Origin of the sequence: Binatus sp. (SeqCode), from assembly GCF_036522015.1 — a bacterium.
Taxonomy (GTDB): Bacteria; Desulfobacterota; Binatia; order Binatales; family Binataceae; genus Binatus.
This window is the reverse complement of sequence record NZ_DATDGQ010000412.1, coordinates 1-14,457: the sequence shown is the minus strand read 5'-3', so window position 1 is coordinate 14,457 and position 14,457 is coordinate 1. Positions and strand designations below refer to the sequence as shown.

Genomic DNA, 14,457 nt, shown 5'->3' with positions numbered 1-14,457 from the left:
ATGCTGTGAAAGATGCGCAAGCGCGCGTAGGAGCGCGGTGCGAATTCTGGGAGCAAGAGAAATCAAGCGCGCGTTTGCGCTGAGTGTTGCGACTCGCGAATAATCGCGTGCATGGAATATGACGTAGTCGTTCGCAATGGCGTCGTCGTCGACGGCAGCGGCGCGCCGCGCTTCAAGGCCGACGTCGCGATCAAAGATCGTAAGGTCGCAGCGCTGATCGATCCGGGCGATTCCGCTAGCGCGTCAGCAGCGCGAGAGATCGATGCTTCCGGCCTCGCGATCGCGCCGGGCTTTATCGATTTGCATTCGCATTCCGACTGGGTCCTGCCGATTGCCGATCACGGGCAAATCCTGAAACCATTTTTGCTGCAAGGCGCGACTACATTCGTCGGCGGCAATTGCGGATTCTCGGTCGCGCCGGTGAGGCGCGAGCGTCAGCGGATGCTCGACGAGTCGGGTCGGCTGTGCGCCGAGCGGAAGTTCGACTGGGAATGGGACGACGTGGCGGGCTTCGCCGCGCATCTGAAGCGCCAGGGGCTAGCGCTCAACGTCGCGCATCTCGCGGGACACGGCAGTATTCGCCTGAGCGTGATGGGCTCGGATGCGGGCGAGCCGTCTGCCGAGCAGTTGCGCGCGATGCAAGCGATGGTCGAGCGCGCGATGGCCGATGGCGCGGTCGGGCTGTCGTGCGGGCTCGGCTATTTTCCCGGGATGATCGCGAAGCCGGCCGAACTGGCTGCGCTGGCCCGCGTGGCCGCGGCGGCGAACGGAGTGCTGACCTCGCATCTGCGCGCATACTCGGAGCGCTCGCTGTTCTTCGACAGCAGAATTCCGCACAACATCCTGGCCGTGCGCGAGATGGCCAACGTCGCGCGCGAGGCGGGCGTGCCGCTGCAAGTCTCGCATCTGATTTTCGTCGGCCGCCGCACCTGGAAGACCGTTGACGACACGATTGCCGAAATCGAGCGTCACAAGAACGACGGCGTTGACATCGCGTTCGACACTTTCCCGTACACCTGCGGCAACACGACGATTCGTGTGATTTTTCCGGCGTGGGCGCAGACCGGGCTCGAAGGTCTGCTCGATTCATCGGACGGATGGGCAAAACTGTGCGACGGATTCCAGCCGCTCAAGACGTTCATCGCTGACTCGGTTCAGCTCATGTGGGCGGTCAAGCCCGAACTCAGTCATCTCGAGGGCAAGTTCTTCGGCCAGATTGCCGATGAGCTCAAACTCGATCCGATCGATGCGTACCTGACTGTTACACGCGAGAGCGGAACGCGCGCCCGCGTGCTCAATCATCTATACAGCGGCGACGACTTCGGCGACGAGCATGCGCTGCAGGAAGCGATGAAGCATCCGCTGAACCTGTTCGAGATGGATACGATTCTGACCTCGCACGGGCATCACAATCCCGCGAGCTTCGGCACTTACCCGCGAATCCTCGGGCACTACGTGCGCGAGATGAACCTGCTGACGCTGGAGGACGCGGTTCACAAGGCGACCGGGATGGCGGCGAAGCGGATGCGCCTCGGCGCGCGCGGCTTGGTGCGTCCGGGATACGCGGCCGACTTGGTCATCTTCAATCCTGAAACGATCGGATGCGCCGCGGATTCGAGAACGCCGACCACAGCGCCAACAGGAATCGAGCACGTGATGGTCAATGGCACCGCCGTGGTTGCGGCCGGCAAGTGGTGCGGCGACGGCGTGATGGCCGGCGAGTGGATCGGAAGAGAAACCTAACCCCTAATCCCTTCCTTTGAGGGAAGGGGACAATCACGGAGAGCGCGCGGTCAGCGCTCCTGGTCTTCCATCTTTTTGCTCATCTCGCGCAGCTTGGCGAGTTTCTGATCGGTCGGCTGGTTCGCTTTGGTCGAGGCGTCTGCGACCGTCTTGGCGCGTTCGGTCGGCATCTCTCCGCTGATCTTTTGTAGCGCTTCCTTTGCCAGCCGCCGGACCATCGGGCTTTGATCCTGCGCAACCACCGCGTTGAGCAGCGGCGTCGCTTTGTCGCTTCCGATTTCGCCGAGCGCGAAGACCGCAGTGCCGCGACCGCGCTCATCCTGATCTTCGCCAAGATACTGCATCACGGGCAACGTGCCCTGCGCATCGCCGATCCTGCCGAGCGCCGCCACCAGATGCAGCTTGACGATCGGCTCGGTGGAGCGCAGGAACAGCATCGTCGACATCGGCGTCACCGCGTCGTTCGATTCACGCGCCCCCAAAAGGTCGATCGACTTTATCTTGACGCGTACGTCGGGGTCGGACATCGAGTTGGTCAGGATCTGATTGACTTCGGGATCCTGGAGAAAGCGGAGTCGCTCGAGTTCGGTAACCCGCACGTTGGGATCGGCGTCCTTGAGCCCGAGCTTTACGTCTTTGATGATTTTGAACGGCGTTTCCGTGGCCGCGTTACCTTGCATATCGTCAACGCCGGGCTTCACCTGGCCCTGATGCGACATCGGGTTGGAACTGAGCGCGCTGCCCAATCCCTGTCCGCCATACTGCGCAAGGGCAAGCCTGGGAATGGCCAGCGCGACACCAAGCGAGATAGCAACAAATAAATTTCGCGTGATAGTCATTTCCCACACCTCCGCAATCGGCCAGAATTATTGGCGATCATGACAGGCATTGCAAGGAATCGCGGCGCAGGGGCCGGATGGGAGAACATGCGCCGCGATGCACTCGCGAGCGTTGTGGTCGCCGCGTTCATGCTCGCTGTGAGCGCAGCAGCGTCGCCTAGGCTCGCTTTGGGCGCATCGGCTTCCGATCCGCCAGACGCCGCTGCTCAACCGGCGCATCCCCACAAGCATCGTCATCTGCCCACGCCCGCGCCGACTCCCATGGCGCTCCCGCCCGACATCAAGGCCAAGGTGCCGGCCTACACACCGGGGCCGATTCCATTTCACGACGGCGAACAGTTGATCTACCAGGCGTCGTGGGTCGGGATTCCCGCCGCGCAGGCGCGGCTCGAGTTCCACAAACAGCAGGACAAGGATCCCCAGCGATGGCTCGGCGAAATCTGGATCGAGACTAACCCGTTTGCGGATCTATTCTACAAGATGCGCGACTACATGAAGGAGAGCATGGCCGCCGACACGCTCCACACCAGCGGTGTGTACCTGGTCCAGAACGAAAAATCGCGGCTCAACTATTACGACGTGGCGATCAATCGGCCGGCGCAACTGGTCACGATGACCAAAAAAAATCATAAGGGCACGCAGAGCAAGGAGTACATCGCGTCGGATCCGTGGGGACCTATTTCGGGCGCGACGATGGCGCTGACGCAGACTTTCGCGCCGGGCAAGACCTACGCGTTCGACGTGTTCAGCGGCAGCCAGCGCTACGTCTTCGCGTTCGTCGTCGATAAGCGCGAGAAGATTCACCTCGACCTCGGCGACTTCGACGCGTGGAAAATCGTGCCCGACGTCTGGTACGTCAGCGACGGCCAGATTCGCAGCGAGGCGCGCAATACCGTGTTGTGGATCTCGGCCGACGAGCGCCATCTCCCGTTGCGGATTCAGGCGCAGGCGTACATCGGTTACGTGCGAGCGGACCTCATCAAGATCGATGGCAAAGGCGGCGTCGAGAGTGCGCAGAACTGATGGCTCCGCCGGTGGACTGAGCTACAATACTAGCGGGGGGATGAGACGATGCCGAAGAAGCTCGAATTTTTCTACGACTGCTCGAGTCCGTGGACTTACCTTGCGTTCACCAGGATCGAGGACGTCGCGCTGCGACACGATGCGGAATTGATTTGGCGCCCGATTCTCGTCGGCGGGCTGTTCAACACGGTCAACCCTTCGGTGTACGAGAGCCGCGCCAACCCGGTTCCGGTCAAGGCGAAATATTACGTGAAGGACCTGCGCGACTGGGCGAAATTTTACGGTATCAAGATCGGCAGCCCTACTGTGTTCCCGGTCAACTCGGTCAAGGCGATGCGCGGGGCGTTGGTCGCCGATGAGCATCGCGTGATCTCGCGCTACTCCAGGCGCGTGTTCGAGAGTTATTGGACGGACGACAAGGACATCAGCAAAGACGACGTGATGCGCGAAATCGTGAGGGAAGTCGGCCTCGACGAAAAAGAATTTTTCACCAAGATCGCGTCCAACGAATACAAAGCGCGGCTGCGCGAGAACGTCGAGGAGCTGATAGCGCGCGGCGGTTTTGGCTCGCCGACGATGTTCGTCGAGGGCTCGATGTTCTTCGGCAACGACCGCCTGCCACTGGTCGAGCACGAGCTGGCGGTCGGCGTCGGCGGGGCCCTGGACCAGGGCGCGGGCAACTCAACCTGATTTCAATCGGGATCCAATGACGCATTGGGCTGAAGGTCAGACACGAACGGATTTGCGCGATGACCTCGGGAATCGCGAAGCCAAAGGAGTGCGCGCGTTCGTCGCGGTGCGGATGAACGAGCAGGTCGAGGAGTCGGTCGCGAAGACCATCGACCAGCTGAGGCATCCGCACGACGGTGTCCGATGGGTGCCGCGCGCGAACCTTCATATCACCCTCAAGTTTCTTGGCTCGGCAGTGGATTCGCATCGCTTGCAGCAGCTCACCGGCGGCCTCCGTCAGCTTGCGACCAGGACACCGCCATTCGAGGTCGCCGCGATAGGCGTCGGGGCTTTTCCCGATCTCGAGCATCCGCGCGCGATTTGGGTGGGATTGCACAGCATCGAATCGGGCGCGCTCGCGGCCCTTGCGGCGCGGTTGGAGACGGTCGCGGCTGAGTACGGATTCGAGCGCGAAAAGCGCCGCTGGAGCGGCCACCTGACGATCGGCCGCGTCGGCGATCGGGCGACTACGGACAAAACCCGCGAGGCGCTGGATGCGGTGCGGGACCGCGAGTTTGGCGTCTCGAAAATCGAATCGCTTACACTCTACCGCAGCCATCTCGGCCCCGACGGCGCCAGCTACGAAGCGCTCGCGACGTTTTTGTTCCAGTCACGTTAACCGCTGCCGCTTTGCGTTAACATCGAGTCAGCAGACTGCCGTCTTTTTGTTCTCTTGGTAACAGACGTGGCGTCTTCTCAACACCCCTGTGGACACGAGCCATCGCGTGGATAGAGCTATCGACGCGAGTTTATGGCAAGATTCGCAACGCAATAGACAAGTTCCGTATGGATAAAAACGATGGCGATAGAGATAAAAAGTAAGGCGCTCGACCTGGCGCTCAGCCAAATCGAGAAACAGTTCGGCAAGGGCTCGATCATGAAGCTCGGCGAGCAGGCGATCTCCGCCGATATCGCGGTCGTGCCGACCGGCTCGCTCGGACTCGACGTCGCACTCGGCGTGGGCGGATTGCCGCGCGGGCGCGTGGTCGAAATCTACGGTCCTGAATCATCTGGCAAGACCACCCTGGCGCTCGAATGTATCGCGGAGGCGCAGAAGATGGGCGGGACGTGCGCCTTTATCGACGCCGAACACGCGCTCGACGCCGCCTACGCGCGCAAGCTCGGGGTCAAGGTCGAAGACCTGCTCATCTCGCAGCCCGACAACGGCGAGCAGGCGCTGGAGATCACCGAGACGCTCGTGCAATCGGGCGCGATCGACGTGCTGGTGATCGATTCGGTGGCGGCCCTCGTCCCGCGCGCGGAAATCGAAGGAGAGATGGGCGAGCCCCAGATGGGCTTGCAGGCCCGCCTGATGTCGCAGGCGTTGCGCAAGCTGACGTCGATCATCTCGCGCTCGCGCACCATCGTTATCTTCATCAATCAGATCCGGATGAAGATTGGCGTGATGTTCGGTAACCCGGAAACGACCACCGGCGGCAACGCGCTGAAGTTTTACTCGTCGGTGCGCATCGACATTCGGCGAATCGGCACAATCAAGAACGCGACCGAAGTGATAGGCTCGCGCACCAAGGTCAAAGTGGTGAAGAACAAGGTCGCGCCTCCCTTCCGCGAGGCTGAATTCGACATCCTGTACGGCACCGGCATTTCCAAGGAAGGCGAGCTGGTGGATATGGCCAGCGAACACAACATCATCGAGAAGCTCGGCGCGTGGTACTCGTACGGCGGCGAGCGAATCGGCCAGGGCCGCGAGAACGCGCGCGACCTGCTCAAGGCAAACCCGAAGCTGGCCGAAGAGATCGAAGCCAAGGTGCGTGAAAAGCTGGCAGCCAAAACAGTCGCGCTGCCCCCGGAAGCGGCCGTCGAGGAGCCCGAGGAAGCGCCCGCGCCGACGTCAAAGAAAAAAGGCTAGCTGATTTAGTTCCAAGGTGCAGGGGTTACCCCTGCCCAGGGAAGTGTGAAACCCACGGAGGGGTTTCACATCGCGATGTGGAAATGCGCGAGTATCGCCGGCCCGTTGTGCGACAGTATCCGCGATAGCGCGAATATCAGCCCGAAGAACGCGCCGAACAGGCCGCCGTTGACGCGAATCCAGTCCAGATGGGTGCGCGTCTTCGACTCAATCTGTATCCGGATCTGGTCGTCCGACAGCCGCGCGAGATTCTCGCGCACCATCAACGTGATCTGCCCGCGACTCGATTCCACCGTCCTGCGCACCATGTTGTCGATCAATCGCTGCGCGAATTGATTCGCGTAACTGTCGGGATCGTGAAGCTGAATTCCGAACTCGTGAATCGCGCTTTCGATCGTATCGCGCAGCTCGGGATCGTTCTGCAGCTCGGGCAGCCGTTTGCGCAAGTTAGCCGCGACCCGCGCGCCGATCGATTGCGCGCCCAGCCGGTTCATCACCGCGTAGATTCGCGTGACCGTCTTCGGCAGCATCCGCTTTAGAACTTTCTCGAGGCGATCGCGTTTCTCGGGCGACTCCAGATAGTCGATCGCATTTGTGAGTATCCGCTCGAGTCCCGCCTGCCCCAGTATGTCGTTCAGCTTCAGCTCCTGCAGATACGTGCCAAGCCGCCCGACGAGATTCATGTCGCTGAGCTTGCGCCCGATCATCTGCGGCGTCAGCCACTCGTTCTCAATAGTCGCGGCGATTCCGTCGATCAGCTTGGCGCGATTGCGCGGCAGCACGCCCGAGTTCGGCAGGTACCATCGCCGCTCGAAGATCATCTTGAGCGCTATATAGTCGCAGAGCCCGCCGATCAACGCCGCCTCCGCCATCGAGACCGCAATCTCCGACGACGTCTTGAAGTGGGTGAACATCAGCGCGGCCAGGCTGACGAGGTAGATGAAGAACGAAAAAGCGAGCGTCAGATCGCCCTTGTGCATGAGAAAAAAATTGGCGAAGGAGAATGGCTCGCGGGTGCGGCTAGGCGCGTTGATACTGATATCCATAGATCCAGTCTGTCCGACGCATCGCGTCGGGCCAACCGGGCAGTGCAGTCCGATCGCTGCTTCTCTGTTACCTCTCCCCCGGGAGAGGACGCGCCTCCGGCACAGGTGAGGGCGCCGGCACTGCGCTCGATGCGCGCGCCCTCACCCGCGCGCGACACAAGTGTCGCCACACGACCTCTCCCGATGGGCGAGGTAAATTCCCGCCGCACTATCCCCAAAAAAGAACCTGAGAGCAAAATGGCGTCCGCGCCATTTTGCGATTAGTACCGGGTGCAGGGGTCACCCCTGCCGCGGGCGCGGGGCGCGGGGCGCGGAGCCCCGCATTCAATTGAGTGATTTACCCTTCCCCAGCTACAATCTGAGCCACATGCGCTGGACTACCGCAAAAATCCGCCAATCGTTTCTCGATTTTTTCGCCGAGCGCGGTCATACGATCGTCCCGTCGGCTTCGCTGATTCCCAGGGGCGACCCCACCCTGCTCTTCGTCAACGCCGGGATGGTGCAATTCAAGGATTATTTCCTTGGCGTGCGCACGCCGCCGCACGTGCGCGTCGCGGACGTGCAAAAATGCCTGCGCATTTCGGGCAAGCACAACGATCTCGAGGCGGTCGGCCGCGACACCTACCATCACACGTTTTTCGAGATGCTCGGCAACTGGTCGTTCGGCGACTACTACAAGGAAGAAGCGATTCGATGGCATTGGGAGCTCATCACCAAGGTCTGGGAAATCGATCCGAAACTCCTTTACGCGACCGTTCACAAGGACGACAAGGAAGCCGAGGACATCTGGCTGAAGCTCGGAGTGCTTCCGCCAGAGCGGATTCTGCAATTCGGCGACAAGGAGAATTTCTGGGAGATGGGCGAGACGGGGCCATGCGGCCCCTGTTCGGAAATCAGCATCGACCGTGGCGAGGCAGCATGTAGTCCCGAGAAAAATCATCCGGGACAGAAGTGTTTCGTGAACGTCGATGGATGCGAGCGATTCATCGAGATGGGCAATCTCGTTTTTATCCAGTACAACCGCGACTCGTCAGGCAAGCTCAATCCGCTGGCGAAGAAGCACGTCGATACGGGTACCGGCCTGGAACGCGTGACGGCTGCGATGCAATCGATCGAGACCGGCAAAATCCTCGGCAACTACGAGATCGATCTGTTCCAGACAATCATCAAGAAAATTGAGATAGTCGCAAAGGAGGTCGGTAACGGCCGCCCATACGGCAAAAACGAGGAAGCCGATGTGTCTTATCGCGCGATCGCGGATCATGCGCGGACCATGACCTTTCTCATCGCGGACGGCATCACGCCCGGCAACAGCGATCGCGAGTATGTCCTGCGGCGGATCATTCGGCGTGCCGCGCGTCACGGGCGTTACCTTGGAATCCACCGTCCGTTTCTCGCGGCGGCGCATGCTGGCGTCGTCGAGGCGATGGGCGACGCGTATCCGGAGATCAAGAAGGCGGCCGCGAAGACTGCCGAAGTGATCACGCAGGAGGAATCGCGCTTTGGCGACACGCTCGATCGCGGGTTGGAGCTGATCGACACCGAACTCGCGCGAATCAAGAAGAGCGGCGGTCACACGCTGCCTGGTGAGCTGGCGTTCAAGCTGTACGACACGTACGGGTTTCCAGTCGATCTGACCGAGGACGTGCTGCGCAATCATTCGATTGACGTCGATGTAGCCGGCTTCAACCGCCTGATGGACGAGCAGAAAGAGCGCGGACGCGCCGCGCGCAAAGATGACGCGGTCGCGGCGGAGATCAGTTTCGGCGCAGGCACGGCGTCGCGATTCGTCGGCTATCACACCTACGAAGGCGAGTCTGAAGTGCTCGCGGCGGGGGGCAAGGACGGCGATCACGTCGCGCTAGTCGTCGCGGAGACGCCATTCTATCCCGAAGGCGGCGGCCAGGTGGGAGACCGCGGCGTGATCGAGACTGCTTCGGGCGCGATTCTGGAAGTGTCAGACACGCGCAAGGCCGAAGGCTCAATCGTTCACGTCGGGCGGATTCTTCGCGGCAACGCCGCCGACTTCGCGCGTGGCGCGCGCGTCATACTCAAGATCGATCGCCTCAGGCGCGACGCTGCCGTGCTGAATCATTCCGCGACGCACATCCTCCACTACGCGCTGCGCGACGTGCTCGGCAATTCCGTGCATCAGGCGGGATCGCTGGTCGATCCCGACAAGCTGCGCTTCGATTTCGCTCATCAAGGTCCCGTCAAAGAGGACGCGCTCTCGACAATCGAGGAAGAAATCAACGCACGCATCCGCGAGAACGCCGAAGCGACCGTCGAGGACATGGCCTACGACGACGCGATCAAGGCGGGCGCGCTCGCATTCTTCGGCGACAAGTATGGCGACCGCGTGCGCGTCGTCAGGATGGGCGATTTTTCGGTCGAGCTATGCGGCGGCACGCACATCTCGCGCACCGGCGACGTCGGCATTTTCAAACTCGAAGCAGAATCGGGAGTCGCGGCAGGCGTGCGGCGAATCGAGGCGGTGACCGGACAAGGCGCGCTCGAAACAATTCGCAAGCGCGAAAAAATTCTCGAGGAGATCGGCACGCAGCTCGGCGCGCGCGACGGCGCCGCAGTCGAGCGCCTGGAAAAGCTGCTCGCGCGCGAAAAAGAGCTGGAGAAAAAGCTGCGCGCGATGGAACAGAAGCTCGCCTCAGGCGCCAGCGCCGCGCCAGACGAAGAAAAAGTCCACGAGGTCGGCGGCGTCAAAGTCGTGACGCGCAGGCTCGACGGCGTCGATCCGCGCACGATGCGCGAGATAGCCGATCGGATGCGTCAAAAGCACGGCTCCGTGGTGGTCGCACTCGGCTCCGATCTCGGCGACGGAAAAGTCGCGCTGCTGGTAGCAGTAACTCCCGACCTGACGTCGAAAATCAAAGCCGGCGACATCATCAAGAATATCGCGCCAATCGTCGGCGGCACCGGCGGCGGCCGCCCCGACCTAGCGCAAGCCGGCGGCCGCGACCCCTCGAAACTCGACGAAGCCCTGGCCAAAGTCGCGACGCTGCTGTCGTAGCTTTCGCAACCACTTTCATACGCCCGTCGAAATGACTACGATTAGCTTCGCCGGTGATTGAACGACTGATGGCCGGCGGGCGACAGACACGAAAGCAGTACCTCAAGAGGCCCCGGCAATTTCCCAGTTAGCGACTGAAGACTCGCTCGAACTCCATTTCGACGATCCGCGTTTGTTTGCCGATTTGCTCGGTCAGCATGACGCGCACGTGCGCACGGTCGAAGCGGCGCTGGGCGTGCGGATTGGCGTGACCGGCACGTCGCTCAGAATTTCTGGCGCGCACGCCGAGCAGGCGCTCGCCGGCAAGGTGATCGGCGAGATCTACGATCTGCTGAAGCACGGCTACCCGATCTATCCGAGCGACGTCGAGTACGCGATTCGAATTATTCGCGGCGACCGCAACGCCGAGCTCAAAGATATTTTTCTCGACACGATCTACGTCTCGGCCAACAAGCGCGTCATCTCGCCCAAGAGCATCAATCAGAAAGTTTATATCGACTCGATTCGCAGTCACGATATCGTTTTCGGTATCGGCCCCGCCGGCACCGGCAAGACCTACCTGGCGATGGCGATGGCGCTCGCCGCTCTAATGAAAAATCAGGTGACGCGGATGGTGCTGTGCCGGCCGGCGGTTGAAGCGGGCGAGAAGCTCGGCTTCCTCCCGGGCGACCTCGCCGAGAAGGTGAATCCGTACCTGCGCCCGCTCTACGACGCGCTGCACGACATGGTGGATTTCGATCGCGCGCGCCGGATGCTCGAGCGCGGGACGATCGAGGTCGCGCCGCTCGCGTTCATGCGCGGCCGCACGCTCAACGACTCGTTCATCATTCTCGACGAAGCGCAGAACACCACCTCCGAGCAAATGAAGATGTTCCTGACGCGGCTCGGCTACAACTCCAAGGCCGTGATCACCGGCGACGTCACGCAAATCGATTTGCCCAGCGGCAAGCTGTCGGGATTGAAAGAAGCGAGCATCGTGCTCGGCAACACTCCCGGGATTTCGTTCGTCAGGTTCAACGATCGCGATGTCGTTCGCCATCGACTGGTGCAATCGATCATCAAGGCGTACGAATCGTTCGTCGACGGACCGGCGCCGACGCCCCCAACCCCAACTGACGGCAACCATCGGGATTGAATCGCGTGGCGGTCGAGTTCCGATGCGCGACGGCGCGCGGACGTGGCTACGCACGCGGTCTGCGCGCCGACGCCGACCGCCTCATGCGCGCGGCGGGCCTTGCCGAGTGCGAGTTGTCGCTCACGCTCACTTCCGATCGCGCGATGCGCCGGCTCAATCGCGACTTTCGCGGAATCGACAGGCCCACCGACGTCCTCTCCTTCTCGCAAATCGAACAAGCTGGCGCCGCGCCGCCCGAACCTCGCAGCGTGAAAAATAGTCCTGGCCTACCGGTCGGCGACGTGGTGATTTCGATCGACACCGCCCTCCGTCAGGCGCGCGAATATCGCGTGAGCCCCGCGTCGCGACTCCGCCGGCTGTTGATTCATGGATTTCTGCATCTGCTCGGCTACGATCACGAACGCTCGGCAACCGACGCGCGGCGGATGTTCGCGCGCGAGCGAACGCTGGCGGCGAAGATCGCCGCACGACACGTCACTCGCCCAAAAGTCGCACTATGAAACGCGAGCCCGCGAAGATTCCCGCGGTCGCGATGCTGACTCATTTCACGCGCGCCTCGACCACCGCTACTGCGCTGGACAACCTCGTTGGAATTCTCAAGGATGGCGTGATTCGCGGCGGCAGCCGGATGATCCGCGGCGCACAGCCGGCGGTCTGCATGTTCGACGTACCGATTCCTGAACTGCGTACCATCCTCGACCGGCGCAATCGCCGCCGCTATGAACCGTTCGGGATCGCCGTCGACAAACGGTATGCTTTTACGATGGGTGCGCGTCCAGTCATCTACTTACCGTGGCATGAGGCGGAAAAACTTCTCGCGCCCGAAGAGAGTTGGCGCGTCGTGTCGCTCGAGATTGCCAAGGACCCGCCCGTGGATTGGAGCTTCGAACGCGAGTGGCGTGTCGCCGGTAGTCTCGCGGTCGAGCCACCGATTGCGGCCGCGCTGGTCGAAACCTGGAAGGACGTGGACGAGATCTTCGATCGCTTCGACGGCCGGCCGCCCTGCGCCGGCGTGATTCCTCTTGCCGAGATGTTTGGCTCCCCCGCCTGACGATGTCGTCGAACAACGCAACCCGCGCGGCGCTCGCCGTAGCCAGCGGCCTCGCGATGGGGCTGGCATTTCCGAAATTCGACCACGGACTGCTGGCGTGGATCGCGTTGGTGCCGCTGTTCTACTTGATCGAAGGCGAAAGCCTGCGGCGCGTTTTCTGGTGGGCCTATCTGCAAGGCTTCGCGTCATATGTCGTGCAGCTCTACTGGATTCCGATTCCGCTGCACGACTTCGCGGACGTGCACATGCGCTACGCGATCTTTCCGATGCTGGCGCTGGCGGGAATCGTCGCGTTCAACACGGCGGTGGCGATTTGGGCGGGTGAATTCGTCGCGCGGCGGACGCGAATCCCAGCCGTGCTCACGATGCCGGTGGCGTGGACGGCGGTCGAATGGATTCGCACCTGGTTCCCGGTCGGTTTCCCGTGGAATCTGCTCGGCTACACGGCGTACCACAATTTGGAATTGATCCAATTTGCCGAATTCACCGGCGTTTACGGCGTTTCCGCGCTGATCGTGTTCTTCAACGCTGTCGTGTACGTCGTGATTTTCCGCCGCGGCGGTCATCGTCTGCAGGCTGTCAGCCTGAGCGCGTTGACCGCGATGATGCTCGCGCTGGTCGCGTTCGGCGCGTGGCGAATCAACAATCTGAAAAACGCGCCGAGCGTGGGAAAGTTCAAGGTCGCGATGGTGCAGGGAAATATCCCGCAATCGCTCAAGTGGGATCCGAAGTTTCTGCCGCAGAGTTACGGAATTTACCAGGAGGAAACTGCGGACGCGGCGAAGCGCGGCGCCGATTTGATCGTCTGGCCCGAGGCGGCAGCGGTGTTCCTGTTCCAGCCTGACGATCAATATCCCGCGGAACTCGCGAGCGACGCTGAGTATCGCACCGCGCTACTGACGCTCGCGAAGACCCAGCGCGCGCCGATACTGTTCGGCGCACCGGCGCTGGCGCGCGCTGACGGGCGCCTTGGATTTTACAATCGCGCGTACCTGGTCTCGGCCAACGGCCAGGGTGAAGTGGATGCGCACTACGACAAGATCGAGCTGGTGCCGTTCGGCGAGTATGTTCCTGCGCGCGCGATTCTCGGCTTCTTCGTCAACCGGATCGTCGAGGGTTTCGGCGATTTGATTCCCGGCAAGGATCAGACGCTGTTCGACCTCAAAGGCGCCAAGCTCGGAATTTTGATCTGCTACGAAAGTATTTTCCCGGACCTTACGCGGCGCGAGGTAGATAAGGGCGCCGACGTGCTCGTGAACATCACCAACGACGCGTGGTACGGCGAGAGTTCGGCGCCATACCAGGTGCTCGCGATGGCGGCGCTGCGCTCGGTCGAGACGAAAGTCCCGATGGTGCGGGTGGCGAATACGGGGTTTAGCGCGCTGATCGAGCCGTCGGGACGAATCACATATCGCACGCCGCTTTTCAAACGCGACAACGAAATCGTGGACGTATCGTGGCGGCCGGTTCGGACGCTCTACACGATGGTCGGCGATCTGTTCGCCGAGATTTGCTTCGTGCTGACGCTGATTGGACTCATCATGGCGTGGCGATGGCCGCAGACTGCGACGCTCGAAGTCGAACCGGTCAAATCACGGCGAGTTCCAGCCAACGGCCGACCCCATTAATCCCCGCGCCGCTTCGTGACATAATACTCGCGTCGCCGGCCGATGCCGGCGTGAGGTGTGACTTCCGATGCTCAGCGACATGAGACAGCAGCTTTCCGAGTTCGACGACCGCGCCGAAAAGCTCGGGAGGCGTCTTTGACGTCCCCGCACTGACCGTCCGCCAGAACCAACTCGTCGAACAATCCGCCAAGCCCGGTTTCTGGGACCGGCAGGAAACCGCGCAGGCCTCGCTCAAGGAGCAGGAACAGATTCGCGCCCAGCTCGCAGGCTACAGGATGCTGCGCGACAAGCTCGACGAGGCGCGCGTGTTCCTGCAGATGGCCGAAGAGGAAGGCGGCGAGGATTCCGAAGCGGCGCGTGAGACC

The 14,457-nt window shown here is 61.7% G+C and carries 12 protein-coding genes; 10 read left to right on the top strand and 2 right to left on the bottom strand.

The features are described 5' to 3' along the window. Positions 1–111 precede the first annotated feature (111 nt). Entirely contained in the window at positions 112–1,743 is a 1,632-nt protein-coding gene (locus tag VIW95_RS17385) for an N-acyl-D-amino-acid deacylase family protein (protein WP_331588919.1), read from the top strand. Positions 1,744–1,793: 50 nt separating this feature from the next. On the opposite strand, the gene VIW95_RS17380 is transcribed toward VIW95_RS17385, so the two are convergent. Beyond that, positions 1,794–2,582, bottom strand: a complete 789-nt coding sequence (locus VIW95_RS17380; protein WP_331588917.1) for a HEAT repeat domain-containing protein — start codon at positions 2,580–2,582, stop codon at positions 1,794–1,796. An 87-nt stretch (positions 2,583–2,669) separates the two neighbouring features. On the opposite strand from VIW95_RS17380, the gene VIW95_RS17375 reads away from it, so the two are divergent. The 4 genes from VIW95_RS17375 (at position 2,670) to recA (ending at position 6,204) form a co-directional block, all read left to right on the top strand. Next, the gene (locus VIW95_RS17375) at positions 2,670–3,605 is read left to right on the top strand and encodes a DUF3108 domain-containing protein (protein WP_331588915.1); all 936 of its coding nucleotides are present in this window, start codon (positions 2,670–2,672) and stop codon (positions 3,603–3,605) included. A gap of 48 nt (positions 3,606–3,653) precedes the next feature. Next, positions 3,654–4,295: a 2-hydroxychromene-2-carboxylate isomerase gene (locus VIW95_RS17370; RefSeq protein WP_331588913.1), complete on the top strand. Its 642-nt coding sequence runs from the start codon at positions 3,654–3,656 to the stop codon at positions 4,293–4,295. Positions 4,296–4,311: 16 nt separating this feature from the next. Beyond that, positions 4,312–4,953 carry an RNA 2',3'-cyclic phosphodiesterase gene (thpR, locus tag VIW95_RS17365; RefSeq protein WP_331588911.1) on the top strand — a complete coding sequence of 214 codons (642 nt, stop codon included), beginning with the start codon at positions 4,312–4,314 and terminating at the stop codon, positions 4,951–4,953. 180 nt (positions 4,954–5,133) lie between these two features. Then, positions 5,134–6,204: a recombinase RecA gene (recA, locus tag VIW95_RS17360; protein WP_331588909.1), complete on the top strand. Its 1,071-nt coding sequence runs from the start codon at positions 5,134–5,136 to the stop codon at positions 6,202–6,204. Positions 6,205–6,269: 65 nt separating this feature from the next. Here the strand turns inward: recA and VIW95_RS17355 are convergent, their stop codons facing one another. Beyond that, positions 6,270–7,250, bottom strand: coding sequence for a DUF445 family protein (locus tag VIW95_RS17355; RefSeq protein WP_331588908.1), 981 nt, complete (start codon positions 7,248–7,250; stop codon positions 6,270–6,272). Positions 7,251–7,617: 367 nt separating this feature from the next. Here VIW95_RS17355 and alaS point away from each other — a divergent pair, with 367 nt between their 5' ends. The 5 genes from alaS to lnt all read left to right on the top strand — a co-directional run bounded on the left by alaS (position 7,618) and on the right by lnt (position 14,092). Next, entirely contained in the window at positions 7,618–10,278 is a 2,661-nt protein-coding gene (gene alaS, locus VIW95_RS17350) for an alanine--tRNA ligase (RefSeq protein ID WP_331588906.1), read from the top strand. A gap of 172 nt (positions 10,279–10,450) precedes the next feature. Next, positions 10,451–11,413 carry a PhoH family protein gene (locus VIW95_RS17345; protein ID WP_331588904.1) on the top strand — a complete coding sequence of 321 codons (963 nt, stop codon included), beginning with the start codon at positions 10,451–10,453 and terminating at the stop codon, positions 11,411–11,413. A 5-nt stretch (positions 11,414–11,418) separates the two neighbouring features. Continuing rightward, a complete protein-coding gene (gene ybeY, locus VIW95_RS17340; protein ID WP_331588902.1) occupies positions 11,419–11,913 on the top strand; it encodes an rRNA maturation RNase YbeY in 495 nt (164 codons plus the stop codon). Continuing rightward, positions 11,910–12,464, top strand: coding sequence for a hypothetical protein (locus VIW95_RS17335; protein WP_331588900.1), 555 nt, complete (start codon positions 11,910–11,912; stop codon positions 12,462–12,464). The genes ybeY and VIW95_RS17335 overlap by 4 nt, the downstream gene beginning before the upstream one ends. 2 nt (positions 12,465–12,466) lie before the next feature. Beyond that, on the top strand, positions 12,467–14,092 hold the full coding sequence (gene lnt / locus VIW95_RS17330) for an apolipoprotein N-acyltransferase (protein WP_331588898.1): 1,626 nt from the start codon (positions 12,467–12,469) through the stop codon (positions 14,090–14,092). Positions 14,093–14,457: the final 365 nt, after the last annotated feature.

Bases quoted from the DNA above. Each gene is read 5' to 3' on its own strand.
- VIW95_RS17385 (WP_331588919.1), top strand. From the start codon at position 112: ATGGAATATGACGTAGTCGTTCGCAATGGCGTCGTCGTCGACGGCAGC.
- VIW95_RS17380 (WP_331588917.1), bottom strand. From the start codon at position 2,582: ATGACTATCACGCGAAATTTATTTGTTGCTATCTCGCTTGGTGTCGCG.
- VIW95_RS17375 (WP_331588915.1), top strand. From the start codon at position 2,670: ATGCGCCGCGATGCACTCGCGAGCGTTGTGGTCGCCGCGTTCATGCTC.
- VIW95_RS17370 (WP_331588913.1), top strand. From the start codon at position 3,654: ATGCCGAAGAAGCTCGAATTTTTCTACGACTGCTCGAGTCCGTGGACT.
- thpR (WP_331588911.1), top strand. From the start codon at position 4,312: ATGACGCATTGGGCTGAAGGTCAGACACGAACGGATTTGCGCGATGAC.
- recA (WP_331588909.1), top strand. From the start codon at position 5,134: ATGGCGATAGAGATAAAAAGTAAGGCGCTCGACCTGGCGCTCAGCCAA.
- VIW95_RS17355 (WP_331588908.1), bottom strand. From the start codon at position 7,250: ATGGATATCAGTATCAACGCGCCTAGCCGCACCCGCGAGCCATTCTCC.
- alaS (WP_331588906.1), top strand. From the start codon at position 7,618: ATGCGCTGGACTACCGCAAAAATCCGCCAATCGTTTCTCGATTTTTTC.
- VIW95_RS17335 (WP_331588900.1), top strand. From the start codon at position 11,910: ATGAAACGCGAGCCCGCGAAGATTCCCGCGGTCGCGATGCTGACTCAT.
- lnt (WP_331588898.1), top strand. From the start codon at position 12,467: ATGTCGTCGAACAACGCAACCCGCGCGGCGCTCGCCGTAGCCAGCGGC.